The sequence below is a fragment of the Kordiimonas sp. SCSIO 12603 genome (assembly GCF_024398035.1).
Lineage (GTDB): Bacteria > Pseudomonadota > Alphaproteobacteria > Sphingomonadales > Kordiimonadaceae > Kordiimonas.
This window is the reverse complement of sequence record NZ_CP073748.1, coordinates 2,950,079-2,970,245: the sequence shown is the minus strand read 5'-3', so window position 1 is coordinate 2,970,245 and position 20,167 is coordinate 2,950,079. Positions and strand designations below refer to the sequence as shown.

The 20,167-nt window shown below is 46.5% G+C and carries 15 protein-coding genes; 8 read left to right on the top strand and 7 right to left on the bottom strand.

Translation table 11 applies throughout. From position 1 onward, the window contains the following. Position 1: 1 nt before the first annotated feature. The 3 genes from ligA to KFE96_RS13825 all read left to right on the top strand — a co-directional run bounded on the left by ligA (position 2) and on the right by KFE96_RS13825 (position 3,883). Positions 2-2,356: an NAD-dependent DNA ligase LigA gene (gene ligA / locus KFE96_RS13835; protein WP_255833145.1), complete on the top strand. Its 2,355-nt coding sequence runs from the start codon at positions 2-4 to the stop codon at positions 2,354-2,356. Positions 2,357-2,428: 72 nt separating this feature from the next. Then, on the top strand, positions 2,429-3,442 hold the full coding sequence (locus KFE96_RS13830; protein WP_255833144.1) for a TIGR00341 family protein: 1,014 nt from the start codon (positions 2,429-2,431) through the stop codon (positions 3,440-3,442). A gap of 132 nt (positions 3,443-3,574) precedes the next feature. Then, positions 3,575-3,883 (top strand): hypothetical protein, encoded by a 309-nt coding sequence (locus KFE96_RS13825; protein ID WP_255833143.1) that lies wholly within the window; start codon positions 3,575-3,577, stop codon positions 3,881-3,883. A 43-nt stretch (positions 3,884-3,926) separates the two neighbouring features. Here the strand turns inward: KFE96_RS13825 and KFE96_RS13820 are convergent, their stop codons facing one another. From KFE96_RS13820 to KFE96_RS13805, 4 genes are all read right to left on the bottom strand, one after another. Then, the gene (locus tag KFE96_RS13820) at positions 3,927-4,841 is read right to left on the bottom strand and encodes a 50S ribosomal protein L11 methyltransferase (RefSeq protein WP_255833142.1); all 915 of its coding nucleotides are present in this window, start codon (positions 4,839-4,841) and stop codon (positions 3,927-3,929) included. Between the two features lie 17 nt (positions 4,842-4,858). Continuing rightward, entirely contained in the window at positions 4,859-7,207 is a 2,349-nt protein-coding gene (locus KFE96_RS13815; protein ID WP_255833141.1) for an ATP-dependent helicase, read from the bottom strand. A 91-nt stretch (positions 7,208-7,298) separates the two neighbouring features. Beyond that, positions 7,299-9,083 carry a chloride channel protein gene (locus tag KFE96_RS13810; protein ID WP_255833140.1) on the bottom strand — a complete coding sequence of 595 codons (1,785 nt, stop codon included), beginning with the start codon at positions 9,081-9,083 and terminating at the stop codon, positions 7,299-7,301. Next, the gene (locus tag KFE96_RS13805) at positions 9,084-9,560 is read right to left on the bottom strand and encodes a thioesterase family protein (protein WP_255833139.1); all 477 of its coding nucleotides are present in this window, start codon (positions 9,558-9,560) and stop codon (positions 9,084-9,086) included. It lies immediately after the preceding gene. Positions 9,561-9,712: 152 nt separating this feature from the next. Here KFE96_RS13805 and KFE96_RS13800 point away from each other — a divergent pair, with 152 nt between their 5' ends. After that, the gene (locus KFE96_RS13800; protein ID WP_255833138.1) at positions 9,713-13,129 is read left to right on the top strand and encodes an AsmA family protein; all 3,417 of its coding nucleotides are present in this window, start codon (positions 9,713-9,715) and stop codon (positions 13,127-13,129) included. Here KFE96_RS13800 and KFE96_RS13795 read toward each other — a convergent pair. Next, complete coding sequence (locus KFE96_RS13795) at positions 13,089-13,316, bottom strand: ribbon-helix-helix domain-containing protein (RefSeq protein ID WP_255833137.1); 228 nt, start codon at positions 13,314-13,316, stop codon at positions 13,089-13,091. The genes KFE96_RS13800 and KFE96_RS13795 overlap by 41 nt on opposite strands. Before the next feature lie 104 nt (positions 13,317-13,420). Here KFE96_RS13795 and KFE96_RS13790 point away from each other — a divergent pair, with 104 nt between their 5' ends. Next, positions 13,421-14,548: a DNA alkylation repair protein gene (locus KFE96_RS13790; protein ID WP_255833136.1), complete on the top strand. Its 1,128-nt coding sequence runs from the start codon at positions 13,421-13,423 to the stop codon at positions 14,546-14,548. Here the strand turns inward: KFE96_RS13790 and KFE96_RS13785 are convergent, their stop codons facing one another. Next, positions 14,549-15,013: a GNAT family N-acetyltransferase gene (locus KFE96_RS13785; RefSeq protein ID WP_247016073.1), complete on the bottom strand. Its 465-nt coding sequence runs from the start codon at positions 15,011-15,013 to the stop codon at positions 14,549-14,551. It abuts the gene before it with no gap. Between the two features lie 145 nt (positions 15,014-15,158). Beyond that, on the bottom strand, positions 15,159-16,700 hold the full coding sequence (locus KFE96_RS13780; protein WP_255833135.1) for a SulP family inorganic anion transporter: 1,542 nt from the start codon (positions 16,698-16,700) through the stop codon (positions 15,159-15,161). Between the two features lie 376 nt (positions 16,701-17,076). On the opposite strand from KFE96_RS13780, the gene KFE96_RS13775 reads away from it, so the two are divergent. Genes KFE96_RS13775 through KFE96_RS13765 form a run of 3 tightly spaced genes read left to right on the top strand, consistent with a single transcriptional unit; the run spans position 17,077 to position 20,167 of the window. Further along, positions 17,077-18,324 carry a hypothetical protein gene (locus tag KFE96_RS13775; protein ID WP_255833134.1) on the top strand — a complete coding sequence of 416 codons (1,248 nt, stop codon included), beginning with the start codon at positions 17,077-17,079 and terminating at the stop codon, positions 18,322-18,324. A gap of 10 nt (positions 18,325-18,334) precedes the next feature. Continuing rightward, a complete protein-coding gene (locus KFE96_RS13770; protein WP_255833133.1) occupies positions 18,335-19,447 on the top strand; it encodes a hypothetical protein in 1,113 nt (370 codons plus the stop codon). A 12-nt stretch (positions 19,448-19,459) separates the two neighbouring features. Continuing rightward, complete coding sequence (locus tag KFE96_RS13765; RefSeq protein ID WP_255833132.1) at positions 19,460-20,167, top strand: hypothetical protein; 708 nt, start codon at positions 19,460-19,462, stop codon at positions 20,165-20,167.

Here is a 20,167-nt window from a genome sequence, read left to right as displayed (position 1 = left end):
AATGTCATTATTATTCACTGTTTCTGTTGAAGAGCTTACTAAAACGGAAGCTCGGCTGGAGCTGGCACGTCTGGCAACCGAGATTAAATTCCATGATCAGAAATATTATGCGGATGACGAACCAGCAGTCTCTGATGCTGAATATGATGCACTAAGACAGCGCAATAGCGCTATCGAAGAACGCTTTCCCGAGCTTATTCGTAAGGATAGCCCTTCTGGCCGGGTGGGTGTTGCCATAAAGCAGGATAAGTTTGGTAAAGTAACGCATGCGAGGCCAATGCTCTCGCTTGATAATGCGTTTAATGATGATGATGTTGTTGAATTTGAAGGCAAGGTGCGCCGTTTCCTTGGTGTTGTAGAAACAATTCGTATGACGGCTGAACCCAAGATTGATGGTCTCTCGCTAGCCGTACGCTACGAAAAAGGTGTGCTTGTTCAAGCGGCAACCCGTGGTGATGGCGCTGTTGGTGAAAATGTAACCGCCAATGCTAAAACCATTGAAAACATCCCTCACAAACTAGTCGGTGAGGGTTGGCCCGATGTGCTTGAAGTACGCGGTGAAGTCTATATGGGGAAAGAAGACTTTGCCAAACTGAACGCTGACAATGAAGCTAAGGGTGATAAGGTTTTTGCCAACCCTAGGAATGCAGCCGCGGGATCGCTCCGCCAGTTGGATGTAAGTATCACTGCGAGCCGTCCACTTAAATTCTTTGCCTATGCGTGGGGGGAAGTGTCTGAACTTCCTGCTGATACGCAGATGGGTATGGTTGAATTCTTCAAGGCTTGGGGCTTTGACGTGAACCCGATGATGCAGGCATTTGACGGAGCTGAAGGCGTTATTAGCCAGTACCGCCTGATCGAAGAACAACGGGCATCTCTTGATTATGATATCGACGGGGTGGTTTATAAGGTTGACCGCCTTGATTACCAAGACCGTCTCGGCATGGTAGCACGTGCACCGCGCTGGGCTATTGCACACAAGTTCCCGGCAGAGAAAGCAACAACGCTTCTTAAAGACATTGATATTCAGGTAGGCCGCACGGGCGCGCTTACCCCGGTTGCTAAATTAGAACCAGTTACGGTCGGCGGTGTGGTTGTCTCTAACGCGACACTTCATAACCGGGATGAGATAGAGCGTCTTGGCGTGCGTATCGGGGATACAGTCGTCATTCAGCGGGCTGGGGATGTAATCCCGCAAGTGGTTGAAGTAGTTGGCGATAAACGGCCTTCAGATGCTGCGCCGTTTGTATTTCCTTCTGAATGCCCTGTGTGTGGTTCCCATGCGGCCGCAGAAGGGGATGATGTTGTTGTGCGCTGTTCTGGTGGGCTTATATGTTCCGCACAGCGTATGGAACGCCTTAAGCATTTTGTTTCCCGCAATGCTTTTGATATCGAAGGCTTGGGTAACAAACAGATTGAAGCCTTTGACGAATGGGGCTGGGTGAGGGAGCCCGCTGATATTTTCCATCTTTCAGAAAAGCAAGGTGAGCTTTCAAAGAAAGAAGGTTGGGGTGAAAAGTCTGTAGAGAATTTAATTGCGGCTATTGAAGAGCGCCGGGAGATTGATTTCCATCGGATGTTATTTGGCCTTGGTATTCCTTCTATTGGGCAAGGAACAGGGAAGCTGCTCGCACGTCATTTCATTGACGCGGCTGGCTTAATTGCCTATTTAAATCGGACAAAAGAAGTTTTAGGGCAGTTTGCTGTTGATCACAGCCCTCAGGAAATTTCATCTCTGCATTACTGCTTGTTGGCTTTTGGGCATTTGAAAGAATTTGAGATTTCCTTGAAGCCTGATGAATTATTTGCCGCAAGCAATGCCTTTATTACTGTTGTTGCTGGTCGTTTGGAACGGATTGAAAACGGTAAGCTCAAGGCTGAAAATATCAAGGTTCAACATCTACAGACTGTTGCCAACCTTGGGAACAAGGCGGATTACCGTTTTCCTCAGGATAGTGCTCGTGCACTTTATGCGCATGATCAGGAACTTGCTGCCATTGATGGCATAGGTTCGGATGTTATTCTGAACTTGGCTGATTTTTATTTTGAAGATCAAAACCGCACAGCGTTCCATAATTTGATTGAAGAACTCAACATCAACCCCGTTGAAGCACAAGCCGATGATAGCCCTGTTTCCGGTAAGACTGTGGTTTTCACTGGTACACTTGTGGAAATGACAAGGGCTGAAGCCAAAGCAAAGGCAGAAGCGTTGGGAGCAAAGGTGTCTGGCTCAGTATCCAAGAAAACAGATATATTAATAGCGGGCCCGGGCGCAGGATCCAAACTGAAGAAAGCAACTGATCTGGGCGTAAAAACCATGACAGAAGAAGAATGGCTTGCGTTAATTTTCGGATAGTAAATTAGCCAAGATTTCTATTGAAAGCTGTGAACTGCTCTCTTACCCTCAGGCGTGGGGGAAGGAGCAGTTATGGCCTTAAAGCTTTTACAAATCACCGCACCTATTTCAGCAGAAAATAACATCCGCAAGATGGCGGCCAGTGAAGGTGTTTTGTCCTTCACGCGCGGTACCGATGTGGAAGATGATCATGCTATGTTTTTTCTGCTAACAAGTGCAGAGAACAGGCAGCAAACCATTGATAAACTTCATAGTTTAGTGAAAACCTCTACCCAGGCACGTATTAATATATTACCTGTTGATGCGACACTTCCTGCACCCGGGGGAATTCAGGGCCAATCTGATACTCGCGAAGAGCTATACCCAAAACTGGTTTCCAGCGTACATATGGATTTGACATATCTGATGCTTGCGGCCTTCTCCACTATTGTCGCTCTGGTTGGGCTTATTCAGGATAACATTGCAGTAGTGATCGGTGCGATGGTTATTGCCCCTTTCCTGGGGCCAAATCTGGCATTTGCTTTTGGTACCTCGCTGGGTGATCGCAGCCTTATGCGCAAAGCATTCTTAACAGGTATAACAGGCGTTTCTGTCGCGGTTCTTATGTCTATGTTTGTAGGTGTAATTTGGGGCTATATTCCTGATAGTGCTGAACTGATGGCACGAACAGACGTAGATTTAAGTGGTGTAGCGCTGGCTGCTGCATCTGGCGTGGCTGGTGTGCTGTCTCTTACTTCAGGCCTTTCCATGACACTTGTTGGCGTAATGGTAGCGGTAGCTTTACTGCCGCCTGCGGCTACGTTCGGATTTATGTTAGGAGCAGGAGAGCTAAGGTTGGCATATGGCGCCATGCTTCTGCTCTCTGTAAATATCGTTTGCGTAAATCTTTCAGGCCTTGTGGTGTTCTTAGCGAAAGGTATTAAACCAAGATTATGGTTTGAACGCCGTATGGCGAAGCCTTATGTGTTATGGGCTATCGCGTTCTGGTCTGCCGCACTAATCGGGTTGATGTGGGTGATGGGGACAAACCCCATGGTAGCACTCTATTATGTTCTTAATCAGCTAGAACTCACGCTTCTGTCATAACCTGTGAAGCTATGCGTTTTGCGCATGGTTAATTTGCAATCTTAATATCTTCTTAATCATGTTGCGTGCGCCTATCTAAGTGTCACGCCTCAAACGGAGGCGCGCATAACACACGATATACGAGATAATAAAATGGCACAGACACAAAGAACGACAGAACTTGCACCTTACAGCTTTATGGCCCTTATGGCTTCTGAAGGTCAGATCCCCCACACTATTAGCGCCCCTGCTAAGCCTTTGTCTGCGTCTGTTAGTATTCAAGATCGTGTACGCGGCCTTGCATCAGATATTACTGCTGAAGGCGATTTCCTCTCCCTGATGGTTGAGAAGAAGCAAATGCGCGCTCTTCCAAAAGCACGTCCGATCAGCATTAAGATTGTACGTCCTGCAAACCTTGGTGGTGACCTCCCGACCAACTTCCAAGGCGGCGCATACGCATAAGTTGATGGCCCGGTTTTATGCTGCCGGGCCTGGCGTTTTCTGGTTAGGGTTTCGTAAGCGATAACGCTAACCACTCCCCATTCTCAATTTTGCCCTGAGATACTAGTCCTCGCGCCAGATAGGCGTCGAGGACTTCTTTTTCCTGCGTTGCAAGCAGGCCTGAAAGAATAAGTTTTCCGCCAGCTTTCAAGCTATCTGTGATATCGCCTGCCATATCCACAAGCGGGCCAGCCAGAATATTCGCTGTAATCAAATCAAACGGCGCATCATGTTTGAAAACCGGATCTTCAAGCCCGTCTGCTACAACTAGGCCAATCCCAGGCAGATTACTGTCCGCTGGGCGTTCATCACCTTTGTTGATCACGATGTTATCACGGCACACATCAATAGCGATTGGGTCAATATCACTGGCGATAACACGAGCATCTGACCATACTTTATGAGCTGCAAGTGCAAGCACACCTGAGCCTGTGCCCAAATCGAGAACCGTTTCAGGTGTGAAATCAGTATGTGCGATACCGTCAATAGCGCTTAGGCAACCAGCCGTGGTTTCGTGTTTGCCTGTACCAAAAGCTTGCCCTGCATCGATTTGCAAGTTGATTGAGCCTTCTTTGGCTTGATCGGCATCATGGCTGCCAAACACAAAGAAACGGCCAGCTTCAACAGGTTGCAGAAGTTTCTGGCTTTCTGAAACCCAGTCTTTCTCTTCAATGGGAGCGATCTCGTGATCCCAATCCAAGAGATTTCCGGCAGCGAGCATTTTGGTAATGAAGCTATAATCAGGCTCTGTAGCGAAATAAATTTCAATACGCCAGTCGTCTTTGCCAGCTTGCTCAAAGTAGGAAAGAGTAGGGGGAAATTCACCTATTTCATCAGCAATTAGCTCGATCAGTGTCTCTAGCTTTTGTGCGGTAGCAAGTGGTAGCTCGCCGGAGAGGCACCATGATTGATCTGTCATTTCTTTGTCCTGTTCTTTTAGGCAGGGTCAACAAAACTATCTACAACGCGTTTTGAACCCGCTTTGTCGAAGTTTACCTCGAGCTTGTTGCCTTCAATATCTTCAATAATACCGTATCCGAATTTTTGGTGGAACACACGTTCTCCAATAGCGAAATCGCTTACGGGTTTTGATTCGATCTTTTTCTTACGTTTTGGCTTTGGTGCCAGCACTTCCTGGTATCTGCGGTCACTATAGCCTTGATTTTGCTCTTGCTTATGGGCTCTGGCTCGCTGCCATCCGGGGCCATATTTATCGCCGGAGGATGTGAAGTAGCCTTCATCAGAATAATCACTTTGTCCCCAACCACCTGAACGGTTTGGTTTATTGGAATAAAGCCCTTGTTCTGATTCCATTTCTACATGGTCTGCTGGCAGTTCATCTACAAAGCGGCTAGGCAGGCTGGATTGCCACTGGCCAAACACTTGTCTGCTGCCTGCGAAATAGATGAAGGCTTTTTTCTTGGCGCGAGTGATGCCCACGTATGCCAGCCTCCGTTCTTCCTCTAGTCCCTTAACGCCAGTTTCATCAAGGGCGCGCTGGTTCGGGAATAAGCCTTCCTCCCAGCCGGGCAAAAATACAGTATCAAATTCAAGGCCTTTTGCGGCGTGAAGGGTCATCAATGATACTTTTTCGCGGCTATCGTTGCTGTCATTTTCCATGACCAGTGAGATATGCTCAAGAAAGCCACCAAGGTTTTCAAATTCACCCATCGCCGAGACAAGTTCTTTCACGTTTTCAAGCTTGCCGGGCGCTTCTGGCGATTTATCGTTTTGCCACATCTCCATATAGCCAGATTCTTCCAGAAGAATTTCGGTTACTTCAGTGTGGCTGTGGGTGTGGAGCATGGCACGCCAGCGGTCAAAATCATCCATTAGACGCGTAAGGGATTTTCGTGCTGCAGGACGTAGTTCATTCAGCCCCGTGATCTGCCGTGCCGCTCTAGTCATGGAAATTTCATGGGCACGAGCGAGATGGTGGACCTTTTGAACTGTCGTTGTGCCAAGGCCACGTTTTGGTACATTCACGATGCGTTCGAACGCCAGATCATCGTCAGCTTGGGCGATTACTCGCAGATAAGCCATTACATCTCGGATTTCAGCCCGTTCATAGAAGCGTGGGCCGCCAACAACCCGGTAAGGCACGCCGAGCGTAATCATGCGTTCCTCGAACTCCCGCATTTGGAATCCTGTGCGTACGAGAACCGCGATTTCGCTCAAGGCATGCTGTTTACGCTGTAGATTTTCAATCTCATCACCAATGGCACGAGCTTCTTCAGGCCCATCCCACACGCCCTTAACCGTAACCTTTTCGCCTTCGCCTTTATCGGTCCAAAGCGTTTTACCAAGCCGGTTTTCATTGGCGGTGATCATTGCTGAAGCGGCGGCAAGAATATGGCCAGTTGAGCGGTAGTTCTGCTCAAGCCTGATTACTTTCGCACCCGGAAAATCATCTGAGAAACGAAGAATGTTACCAACTTCAGCGCCACGCCAACCGTAAATAGATTGGTCATCATCACCCACACAGCAGATGTTTTGTGTAGACTGGGCAAGGAGACGAAGCCACAGATATTGGCAGACGTTCGTATCCTGATACTCATCAACAAGAATATAGCGGAACTGTTCATGGTACTGCTTCAGAACATCGGCATGGCTTTGAAAAATGGTGATTACATGCATTAAAAGATCACCAAAATCGCAAGCATTTAGAACCTTAAGGCGCTCCTGATAGAGCTTGTAAAATTTGGCGCCCAAGCCATTTGCGTAAGCCTGGCCTTCACCTTCAGGTACACGTTCTGGCGTGAGTGCGCGGTTTTTCCAGCGGTCAATAAGACCAGCCAGTTGGCGAGCGGGCCAGCGTTTGTCGTCAATACCTTCAGCCTGCGTGAGCTGCTTCAACAGCCGGATTTGATCATCTGTATCGAGGATGGTGAAGTTAGACTGAAGACCAACGAGTTCGGCATGGCGGCGCAGAATTTTTACACAGATTGAGTGGAACGTGCCGATCCACATACCTTCAACAGGACGGCCGAGTACACGGGCAACTCGTTCCTGCATTTCCTTTGCCGCTTTGTTGGTAAAGGTAACCGCAAGGATATTCCACGGCGCTGCTCTGCCTGTTTCCATCAGGTGGCCAAGACGTGTGGTTAGTACACGGGTTTTTCCGGTTCCAGCGCCCGCCAGCACAAGAACGGGGCCATCAACAGTCATCACAGCTTCATGCTGCGGTTCGTTGAGGCCTTCCAGATAAGGTGGTGGTCCGTGCGGTGTGGGGGCAGCAGGTGCAGGCCCCATATCCAGATCGTCTAAATCAAAATCATCCATCATGGTGCTGCTTATAGCACTGGGTTTCATAAGAACGAAGCAAGAACTTTATGATTTTGAAATTAGTAAGATTTTGCAGTTTTAAACGGCAGACTTATCCGTGTTGACCCTGAGTTTCTAGCAGAGCCCGGTTATATTCGCTGATCACATCCCGGTGTCGAATAAGGCCTACCACAACCAGATTTTCCGTTGGTGAAACAACAGGCAGAATATCTTCACCGCTGCTCTCCATCCGGTTCAGGGCAACTTGCATGGCATCGTTTGCTTTCACGCTGTTTGCCATGGAGCGCATAAAATCACTTACCGGTTTTTGTTTTGTTTCTTCGTTATCAAAGGCATCTGGCGGTAATTGATTAAAGCTTAAGAGGCCACGCATCTGTCCTGTTTCATCGGTTACGATTAAAACGCCACCACCCTGCACAACAAGAAGTTCACGGGCTTTAATCACTGTTTCAGTTTCACGGATGGTGAAGAAGTCTCTGCTCATATGATCTGAGATACGCGCGGATTTAAGAAGATATGTAGCTCGGCCGCCTTCAAGGCAGATGCCTCGGTTTTCAAGCTGCATCAGGAAGATGCTGCGTTTGTAGAAGATGTTTGAGATGGTGCTGGCAACCGCAGAAGCGATCATCACTGCAATGGTGACATTATAATCGCCTGTGATTTCAAACACGATCAGCATGGTTGAAATAGGAGCGCCCAGAACGCTTGATGCAACAGCACCCATGCCGATTACAGCATAAAGCCCGGGCGTGGATGCAAATTCTGGCGAGATGGAGCCCACAATAATGCCGAAGGAGCCACCAACCATAGCACCAAGAAATAGTGAAGGGCTGAAAACGCCGCCACCAAACCTTCCTGCGATGGAGATAATCGTGGCTGCCATTTTAGCAAACACAAGCGCAACAAGCAGAGAAAAGCTGTAGTTTCCATTCAGTGCTTCACTTGTTGCTTCATAGCCAACGCTGAGGATTTCAGGATAGGCTAGAGCAATACAGCCAAGAAGGATACCGGCAATGGCAGGATGCAGCCATATAGGGATCAACCGGAAATGAACTCGAATCTTATCGCCCCAGTTCAGGCCTGACATAAAGATAATAGCCATGATGGCAGAAACGATACCCAGCATGAAGAAGGCCGGGAATTCCCAGAAACTGGTAATGGCATATTCAGCGGTATGGAAGACCGGAAAATCGCCAAGGTGTGAGCGGCTTACAAGAGTTCCAGCTATTGCTGCGATAACGATGGGGGCGAATGTATGAAGCGCATAGTGACCAATAATCACTTCAAGTGCGAAAAATACTCCGGCAATTGGGGCATTGAATGAAGATGCCACAGCTGCAGCAACACCGCAGCCTAAGAGAGTACGTGCGACAGCTGGATTAAGCTTCAGTGTGCGGGTTACCCATGAAGCAAGTGTGGCGCCCAGATGCACTACAGGACCTTCACGACCGGTTGAAGCGCCTGCGCCTAGTGAAATAATGGTGGTGGCAGCGCTCAGGAAGCCGCTCTTTAATCCGACACGGCTATCATGAAGAGCTGCAGCTTCAATGACGTGCGGTACACCACGGGCCTGATTTTTATTAATGAAGCGAATGATCTGCCCGACAATAAGGCCACCAATAGTGGGAACCGCAATGATTTGCCATGCTGGGAGTGATTTGGCGCCTGTTGCCAGTTCTTTTTCGCCAATTCCAAAACCTAAGTGAAGAAGCCAGTCAATAGCGAGGTAAAAGCCTATGGCAGCATAACCGGAGATGACACCCACGAGCACAGCTAGCAGTGTGATTGCGCCAAACTCCAGCCCTTCAGTGCTGAACATAGTTGCCCTGATATACCGGTTTATTTTACCGGAGATACTTCCCTCTGTATCAGTCATCTATGACTTTTTCCTGAACCCTAAAGCCTTACCTATATGGTCAGGTATACCGCGCTTTGAATTTGAAACAAGCTCTTGCAGCATTTTATATTTATCTTCGGGGAGTTTTTGGCTCTTTCGTGTGTCCATATTTACGTAAATAGACATAGATTCCATAGTGGCGATCAGCTCGCCAGTTGCCGCTTTTTCCATACCTACCCAGAAATGCATCCGTTTTTCATCAAGATTAAAAGGGTTTACATGGAGCTGGATTTTCTCGCCGGGTAATACTTCATTCAGATAGGTAAGTTGTTGTTGAAGAGCAAACCAAGATGCGCGGTCGTTTTTGATGCCATCGGCGCCAAAACCGATACTTTCAAAAAAAGCCATTGCAGACCTGCTGAAATAGAAAAGGTAGCCGGTCACATTCATGTGTCCGTTGAAGTCTTCCCACTGTTTATCAACAGTAAAGTCTATTTTAAAATCAGTATGTTGCATATGTACTCAATCCGAAATTTGATGCAGCTTAGACAGCTGGATTGAAAAGGTTAAGAAAAAAGCGTCTAATGATTGCCTAAATCTTATAGTTAATTGAAACATAGGTCATTTTTGGTGACCTTCCATTGTCATTCTGAGTGCGGAGATCGGTTGTGAAGCATAGTTGGCCCTTGAAGATGCTGTATGGCTTTTTAGGCGGGGTTTTGATTGCGCTGGTAGGGATTTCTGTTGCTCTTAATTTCCTTGATTGGAATGAATACCGGGAAGAAATGTCTGTTATTGCATCTGATCAGCTTGATATGCAGGTTGATCTAGCTGGTGATGTTTCCTTTGCGCTTTTTCCGCGCCCCTCTGTTTCTCTCGAAACCATAAGCTTGGCACCAAATACTGAAGGTTTCTCTGAATCGGTTGCAACAGCTGAACGTATTCAGATGCGCCTTGGCTTCAGTAGCTTGTTTAAAGGTGAGGTTGCTATCCAAAGCCTGTTGCTTGACGGTGTGTCCGTCACTCTCGCGGAAACCGAGGGTGGCGCGTGGAAAGTGAAGGGTTGGCCTGTGGCAGAAAATCCTGAGAGCGCAAATGTGAATATGGCGTTTGAGCGTATGGGTATTTCGGGTGGTGCGCTTGTTCTTGAACATCAGAGCGGTGAAAAACGAACGCTGGAGAATATCAAATTTGATATTGAAGGTAGCCTGCCCAGAGGCCCGCTTGATTGGGTGGGTGGTTTTAGCAGCAATGGACAAGTGATTGAAGCGAGCGGCCGTATGCGCCCCGTTTCTGTGCGGGATGAGGTTTCCTTGAAGACAGATATTATTGTTGGTGGCTCGACCCTTGAAGTAGCCGGACGGATTAGCGGCACAGGTGATATCACTGGCAGGGTCATTATGTCGGGCAGTGAACTGCAAACAGTGCTTTCGGCTCTCGCCTTAGCGGCAGGTAGTTCAGATGTTTCTGCACCTAATTTACCGTTCGCTTTTGATGTTCAGCTGGAAAAACAAGGGGATATCACAAAGCTTGTAAGCCGTGAATTAATGGTTGGTGATACCAGAGGACGTTTGGATGTAACGGTGGCTGACAGGGCAGACATGCAACATGTAACGGGTAATGTTGCGCTTGGTGTGATTGATGCAGACGCGTGGATTAAATCTCTTGTTTCGGTGCCTGCGAATGACAATGAGGTTCGGCCTCAAGCATCAACTGACGGTATTATCCGTGGGGCACTGGACTTTACTATTGAAGGCGTGAAACTTGGAAGCGGTATTGGGCAGCGGGTAGATGCTGTTCTTTCTTTTTCAGAGGATGGAGCGTCAATAACATCGATGCAGGCTCTACTGCCGGGGGCAACAAGTTTCACGTTTGCTGGTGCGCTTAACGCAAAAAACGGTGGCGGTACTATTGCTCTGAATTCAGGTAATCTGAAAGGTTTGATGGCTTGGCTTAATCTGGAGGCTCCTCCTGAATTAACAGCAGGAAGATTAGCGGCAGCGAAGCTTAATACAAAGCTATCACTAAATAACGGTAGTTGGACACTTGATGATATCACGGGTGAAATTGACACCACTAAATTTACCGGAGGAATCTCTGGAAAGGTATCCAGCCCGGTGCCAACACAGTTTTTACTACGCCTTGAGGAATTAAATCTGGATTCCTATTTGATTGAAACTTCGGATAATGAACCTGATGAAGAATTTCAATTCCCTAATCTGGAAACAGCTGTTGATCTGGAAATCAAAGAGCTTCTCTATAAAGGGGCTGTTCTTGAAAAGGTAAAGATTACGGCCGCGGTTTCGGAGAATAAGGTTGAGATTTCTCACGCGGGGGCCGAACAACTTGGTGCCACTTTTATTGCTAATGGTGGCGCTGCTCTCATTGGCAATCAGATAGAGATTAACCTGAATGGTGAAACGATTGCTTGGCCTATTTTGCAAGGCTCCTTCTTAAGTTCTGATTATAAGTCTCAGGCACGAGCACTCGGCTTTCAATTGGTGAGTGGAAAAATTTCTCTTTCTGGGCCAATGGATAATATGCGTCTGGGATTAGATATTGGAAACGGTGCGGACAAATTATTATTGACCGGACAATTTGGTATTAGCGGTGGTGCCGTCACAGATTACAATCTTCAAGGAAGCATTAATCACCGAAATATAGCCGACTTCGCGCAGTTAATATCTGATGATTTGGATTGGAATAACGTCCCTGTTGAACTAGCGCTTGATCTGGAGAAAAAAGCTGCCTCAGAGGAAGTTGGGTTTAAAATTGGAGGCTCTGCTGCTGGCGCTAGGTTAACCCTTGAAGGCAATCGCGGTACTGAGAATACGTCTGCCCAGATTACGGTCAATCACGACAGAGCAGGCACATTGCTTTCAAGCCTTGGAATGGAAGCCTCGGTTCCCAACGCTGCAGAAAACTTGCTGGTTGATATGGCCTATAATGACAAAGCTGGTGATATTTCGATTTCCGTGAACGAAGTAAGGAATGGACAAGGCCTTTTAAAGGGGCAATTTAGCCTTTCCTCAGCTAAAGTGTTGCAGGGGCAAGGAACAATTGAAAATTGGTCTGTGAACTCTTTAACTGAGAGGCAAAGTAATGGAACACCGACAAAATTAGATCTCTCTAATTTCGGGAGTTATGCGGGAACAATTGGGTTATCCCTAAAAAACCTTACTATATTTGGGCAGCGCCTTGAAGCTAATGGAGCATCAATAAATCTCGGTGATACAACGGCTCAACTTCAGTTCGGGCAGGGTGCTACACTAAACGGAAAACCTTTGAGTGGTAATTTAACAGCTGTTCTTGAGGGTGAGCAGCGTTTTAATGGTACGCTGAATACTGATGGTATAGCGCTGGATAGGTATTTGAAATCTCAAGGATATAAGGTGTTTGCAAGTTCTACCATCAAAGGTGGGCTAGAATTTAGCGGTGCGCTGAATGCAGGCAAACCAGTTGCTGCAACTCTGTCTGCGACTGGAGATTTTTCAGGCGAAGGCGGTGCGCTAGAGTTTATTGGTGTGCCTAATCTTGTTGCCCAGATGCAGTCAGCTAAATCAAGCCGAGGCTTTTTGAATAATATTGGCGGGTTGCTGCGTACAGGTTCTACCCCACTTGATGTTTTAAATGCCAAATTCACCATGGATAGCGGTGTAATGCTGCTTGAACAGGCAAATGCTTCTGGCAGTTGGGGTAAGTTCAACATTGATGGGCAGCTTAATTTTGTAAGCGAATTTATGTCTCTTAAAGGGCAACTGGAATTAACTCAGCCCAAAGATACTCCCACAATCCCGGTAAATTATCAGGGAGCATTTAATAACCCGAACGCGCAGTGGGAAAGTCGTTTGTTTGAACGGTTCGTGATAGCAGGGATTGAGCGTCGCCTTAGAAGTGCTCTGTTCAAAGAGGGGGAAGCTGCTGGGGATGAAAACCAGCAAACACCTGGGGCTGCTGTTTTTAGCCGGGCATTTGGTCTTTTGGGGGCTCTCCAAAAGGCGCAGGAGAAAAAGCGAGAAGAAGAACAGAAGAGGCAGGAAGCTGCTAAAGCCGCTTCTCAAGAGACTGAAGGACAAAAACCCTAAGTGCGCCGGAAAGCGAGCCTGCTCTGGCTTCATCCAGTTGGCGTACCAGTTCATTAACCGATAGATCTTGTTCTTTCGCAAGCGCGCGTAGATGCTTCCAAAACCCTCGTTCAAGCGAAATGGATGTGCGGTGGCCTGAGATAGTCACCGAATGCTTTTCAAGCTGCGCTTCTTCTAGATCAAACATAAAGTGTCTGTTGCATGGCAGTAGAGATGCGTCAAGTATCTTGCGGTTTTGACAGGTTCAGTTAATTTGAGAACATTAAGTGAACATTTTGTTGGATATTCAATATGGCTGAAGCGTTTAAAAATGCATTTAATGAGCAGGTTATCACCTTAATGGCTGATATTTTTAAACGTACTTATCCTGCATTCAGGCGTGATGATTTTATTAGTGGCTGTATGGAAACGCTTGAAGCGCTTGAGCTGAAAGAGCGTGTGGGGTTGATTGTTGATCAGCTTGATCGATTTCTGCCCGCTGATTTTGACGAATTTGCCAATATACTTTTAGGCGCTATGCATCCCGCAGAGGATAATACGGAACTTGCGCCTGTAGAATGTGATGAAACGGGCCTAAGAGGTTTTCCTGCATGGCCGCTTATTGATGCAGTTACAAAACGAGGTATTGATGAGCCAGAAAAGGCGTTGCCGGTTTTGAAAGAACTAACAAAACGGTTTAGCGCTGAGTTTGCTATACGGCCTTTCATTGCTAAATACCCCGATTATTGCGTCTCAGTGTTTAGGGAATGGATTAAGGATAAAAACCGCCATGTGCGGCGTTTGGTGAGTGAAGGCTCAAGGCCCCGGCTTCCCTGGGGGATACAGCTTAAAGCACTTGTGACTGATCCTGGGCCGATGCTGCCGTATCTGGAAGCGCTTAGGGATGATGAAGAAGAATATGTGCGACGCTCAGTGGCTAATCATCTGAACGATATCGCAAAAGACCATCCTGATTTAGTTGCTGATATAGCAGCTGATTGGCTTAAAGATGCCAGTAAAAATCGAGAGCGCTTGGTAAGGCATGCATGCCGTACGCTCATAAAACAAGGGCACAAAGGTGTTCTTCAGGCGTTCGGGTATGGAGCTGTTGGAGAAATGAAAGCTGATATCCGTATCCTCACATCAAAGGTGGTTTATGGTGAAGCGCTGGCGTTTGATGTAGCTTTTTCAGGTGGCGCGCAGGAGCAGGGGGTGATGGTTGATTATGCTATCCACTTTGTAAAAGCGAACGGGAACACTGCACCAAAGGTTTTCAAGTGGAAAGATACGAAACTTGATAAAACGGGTGCATTGAAAGCTGATCGCAAACATGCAATCAAGCCAATCACTACAAGGAAATATTATGCTGGTGAGCACCAGCTTGAGATCATTGTGAACGGCGTATCGCTCTCGAAACAACCGTTCACATTGGTAATGTGATTAATCTACCTGAACGTCTTCCGGTGCCCAGATACAGATACCCTTGTTGTGGTATTCCACGCCCATACGGCGGTAAAAAGCAATAGTGCTGAAGTTTTCTCGCTCTACGCCCCAGCGGATATGAACACCACGTTCTTTACCCATGCGGCCAATTTCTTTGAGGAGTTTGGAGCCAATACCGTGCCCGCGAGCATCATTGCTTACATAGAGATCATCAATCTCGATCAGGTCTTCACCAAACCAGATATGGAAACGTTCATAGTAGGTTGCCATTCCCACAACATTACCTTCTTCTTCTGCAACTAAAATATTGAAGCGTTTTCCTTCACCAAAAGCTGCATCGGCAAACTGTTCTTTGGTGATTTGGAAATATTCCTCAGCTTCATCATTCACGGCCATAGCTTGTGCTAAGCCGTATGTTGCTTCCAGATCATCTGGTGTTGCGTCTCTGATTGCGAAACTCATAGCCCCTCACGAAATCTGGGGTCAGCATAATTACTGTACCCGTGCCCAAATGTTAGCTTGGGCGGAAGAAGGCTTTATGTCAACAAATGAAAAAGGGAAGCTATGTTAGCTTCCCTTTTCTTAAATGTTGCTGTTTTGAAACACCTTAATGTTCCAGGCGGCCTTCATAATCCATTGCGATACCATATTCTGGATCTTCGCTTGGTGCTACTTCAACCCTGTTTCCACCCTTTGTTAACAGGTGTTGGCAGTCGGCGCTCAGATGGCGCAGTTTCAGCGTTTTCCCTGCTGATTTATAGCGCTCCGCAAGGGCATCAATGGCCTGCAGGCCAGAGTGATCCCAAACACGAGTATCAATGAAATCAATCACGACAGTATCTGGATCAGTTTTCGGGTTGAACAGATCATTGAAGCTGGAAATGGAACCAAAGAAAAGCGGCCCGTGCATTACGTAAATTTTCTGGCCTTTATCATCCACGCTTGTGTTTGCGCCAATACGTTTTGCAGCCTGCCATGCAAATACAAGGGCGGAAACAATAACGCCTACTACAACTGCGATGGCAAGATCGCTGGCAACCGTTACGCCAGACACCAGAATAAGAACGAAGGCATCTGCTTTCGGGATTTTGTTGATAATGCGGAAGCTGGACCATGCGAAGGTGCCAATCACCACCATAAACATCACGCCAACGAGGGCCGCGAGCGGAATTTGTTCAATCAGGCTGCTTGCAAATAGAATAAAGATTAGAAGAAACACCGCAGCCAGTGTTCCTGCAACACGTGTACGACCACCAGAATTTACGTTGATCATGGATTGACCAATCATGGCACAGCCGCCCATACCGCCAAAGAAGCCAGTAATAAAGTTGGCCGCGCCTTGTGCGAAACACTCTTGGCTGGTGCCGCCTTTTTCATCCGTAATTTCAGCAACAAGGTTGAGTGTTAGTAGAGATTCAATAAGGCCGATTGCCGCCAAGATTACCGCATATGGGAAGATAATTTTGAATGTTTCAAAATTGAACGGCACATCAGGAACAGCGAAGTCAGGCAAACCACCGCTGATCGAGGCCATGTCGCCCACGCGCGGTACATCAATGTTAAAGCCAATCACGATGGCTGAAATAACTAGAATACCGAGAAGCGGTGCCGGGAAGGCTTTCACATATTTTGAACCAAGCCAGATGGTGCCCATTGTAAGGAAGCTGAGACCAAGCATCATTGTAAGCTGGTCAGTTGGCATCCATTCACCAGTACCAGCTACTTTGAACTGGCCCAGTTGTGCGAGGAAAATAACGATAGCAAGACCATTTACGAAGCCTAACATCACAGGGTGGGGTACCATTCTGATGAATTTCCCCAGTTTAAAGGCCCCGGCCAGGATTTGGAGTATTCCCATAAGAATAACCGTTGCGAACAGGTACTGTACACCGTGGGTAACTACTAAGCTTACCATCACAACAGCAAGCGCGCCTGTTGCGCCCGAAATCATGCCAGGGCGACCGCCGATAAGTGCTGTTACAAGGCCTACGATAAATGCGGCATAAAGACCTACAAGAGGATTAACTTGTGCAACAAAGGCAAAAGCTACTGCCTCCGGTACCAGCGCTAAGGCAACAGTAAGGCCGGAGAGGGTTTCGGTTTTATACTGCGACAAAGACAGCTTAGGAATTGCAAACGGTTTAGACACGGTGTTGGCCCTTGTGTTGGGATTTCTCTGCTTCCAGTGAGAGACTTAAACGCGGCTTCTAGGCCGTGAAACGTCATAAATCAAGGAAAACCAACAAAACACATACCGCGAAAGGGATAATATTTTACTGCTGGTTGCAATATTATAGCGAGTCGTTTGCTGTGATCTTTCTAAAATAAAATTAAAAGTAGATATTCAATTTTAGGGTGTTTGATAACATTCGGCTTTTTTGGCTATATGTGTATAATATAAGGTATTGAGTTATATGACGCAATTTTCAGGGTGAGTAATTTTTTAATAAAAAATTAAGGATTCTTCTTAGATTAAATCACACTTAATGATAGCATCCTCCGAACTTTGCAGTGAGGGGGCAGATATGGCATCAAGCACATCACCATATCAGATGGCAGCAAATCAATCGCGTACAGAACCATCAGATGATTTTGCATCAGGTTTATTGATGACTTTTAGAAGTAAAGCAAAAGCTTTTGCTTTTACCATGGCAATCATGGTGGTTTTATTCACCTTCTATATTTTCGTACATATCTTCAGGGATATTCCAGAAAAGCCGTGGGCTAATGCTTTTGTGGTATCGCCTACTGGGTATCTACAGCTGGATATTAAAGAAGATATTCTTTTGCGTTTTTTTTCTCCGGTCAGATCAAGGGAAATAATAGAGAAACTGGATGATGACTTTAAAAAGCGCAGAGACGAAGCTCTGACATCCAGAAAAGGTGTACTCAATGAAGCAGGTCGAGCAGCTCGGTGGATTAGCGTAGCGCGACCTACAATACTTACTAAAGCCGGTATTGCAGTTGTTAACCCAAACGCATTACGGCCAGCTACGGATCAGGATTATAAAATGGCCGATCTGGCGATGGTGCGCGAATGGTTTGTATCTAACCGTTCGGAGTATGACTATGAGCAACAAGGTACTTCTGTTGAATATCTAATTGATTCCATCACAAAACAGATTCAGCTTGAGGAAGGTGTAGTTAAACAACTCAGGTTAGATGCAATAGAAAAGGATTATGACCTGCCATTTTTATGGTTGTACCATGAAGGATATGGCTGGGTTTTTGAATTGGTTTTTTGGTCTGTTATCGGTGTGCTCGTAAATACGCTGTTTTCGTTATCTAGAGCGACTAGAAGTCATTTGCCTGAATACAAAACAGAAGGGAATGAAGGGGTTTCTCCTTACAGCCCTACGCGCTTCTTATTGATGTTCCCTCAATTATGCATTGCCCCTGTCGTTGCGCTTATTGTGGGGGCATTTGTGATTACTGGTGTAACAGGTGTTAAGTTTAACCTGTCAAACCTGCCATGGTTCTTGATTTTTGCATTTGTGTCTGGATTTGCGAGCGAGCGTATGATGGGGATTCTACAGGCTTCTATTAATAAGCTGATACCAAGGTTTGGTATAGTTGAGCAAAAAATAGATGCTCTATATGGGGATAAAGCCCGTCAGGATTTAAGAAATTATATGCTGAGCAGGCAACTGCCGAATAACTCGGAAGAATTCCAGATAATATTACGGGATCGTGTGAAATCTCGTATGGCGCTTGAAACGGTAAAACAGTCTGTGGCGTCGAAATCTGCAGCATTAGAAGCAAATTCGAAATAAGGGGGTAGCGATGAGTGCTTTTCTAAAAAATAGCAATAGGCTCGGGAAGGTAATTCTGTTTTCAAGTGTCGCCTTTCTTTTAACAGCTTGTACGGTTGGAAAAAACGAAGCCATTCAGGTTTCCGTTCAGGTAGGTGATACCGCTGAGGGAGCAAAAGCAGCAGTTTTACAGTTGAAGGACACACATCAGAAACAGGTTGATGCTCATATTGCCACTCGTAAGTTACTGAAGGACACGTTGGAGCAGAGTTTTGGTGCGAACAATCCCAAAGTTGTAGAAGGGCTAAAGCAAATTAAAGCTACACATATGGCGCGTGTTGATACCATGTATGCTGATACCGTTTCTGCTATTCGTACAGAAAAGAAAACAGCATTAACACTGTTGAATAGTAAAATTGATGAACAGATGAAGGAACTCGCAGATAAAGTGAACGGGAAACGGCAGCTGGCGATTGAGCAGAAAGAACGTCAAAAGAAGTTCCCCAATGATACACGGGTAGAGTTGGATTTAAAAAAGGCACAAGCCAGTTATCTGGCTTTGGCGGCGCAATATTTTGAAACGAAGTATAATGCCTATATGCGAGGTGTAGGCGCTCTTGATGCTGCCGAGCAGGATATTTTAGATAAGCTCTCTGCCCAGCGGGTGAAATACCGTGCGGATATTGAGGGGAGATATACGAAAGCTCTGGAGAACCTGCCTAGGTTAACGTCTGAGGATATAGATTTAGGCCCTGAACCAACAGTGCCTTCCGGTTATGATGTTGTTGCCTTATCTCAGGATTCTATCAAAAAAGGTAGTGATCAGATTATCACTCAATTGCAGTCTTCGGGATTTGGGAAAGGATCCATTTTTAGAGGAGGGCTTAATGCTTTTGCTCAGGGGTTACTTTCAGGTGCATTTGCTTCCAGAAATGGCTCGGTTACCTTAAAGGATGTGAAAGCTTCAGGGCAAAATCTGTTATCTGATATTAAAGATGACCTCAACCAAAACCTTAATGATATTAACGAAGGTGCTAGAGAGGCCATGGGCAACTTGCAGGAGGGAGCTGTTAGTACTCTCATTAGTAAAGTGGAAGAGGCAATCTCGCCCGTTATTGATGCTATTAAGCCAAGTGCAACATAAGAGGGGGCTTTCATGTCAAGTACTGTGAAACTGGATTGGGATATAGTGGAAGATAACCTTAGCCCGGAAGATGTGGCTCTGGTACGTAAAACGCAAGTGAATGTCGATAAGGCTGTTGATGGTGTTATCGAAGGGTTTACCGGAGAAGTACAAAAGCGGTTGGATGGTTATATTAACGGTGGTTACGATACACAGTTCGATGCTGCAGTACAGCAATATACAGCAGATATTGAAGCTGAGGTAACCCAAATCAAGCAACAGCTTTCAACTATCAAACAAGCTAATATAAATGCGGCGGAAATTGAAAAAAATACACAAGCAGTAGCAGCGGTTGTTAAAGCAGCTCAAGAGGCTGCAAAGAATGCTGCGCCAGCTGCTGATGCCGATGAAGCAGCAATTGCGGCTGCTGCTGCAGCAGGTCTACAGTCGGTGAAGCAGGTGACGGTGGCCGCTGCTGGGGATAATCCTTTAGCCCAACAAGTTGCGGCGGCTGCTGAAACTGTAACTACAAATGCCAAAGATGCATTAGAGGCTGTCGTAATAAAAGCGTCTGAACTCTCTCCAGTATCTAGATTACAAGATAATATCCGATCATTGGATACAGCGACAGCTGCGCTTGATAAGCGAATGACTGATTTTGAGAATAAAGTGAAAGATTTTACGAGCAAAGGTGGGGCGGCTTTGGCCGGGGTTGTGCGTAAAACCTTAATCGGCTTCTAA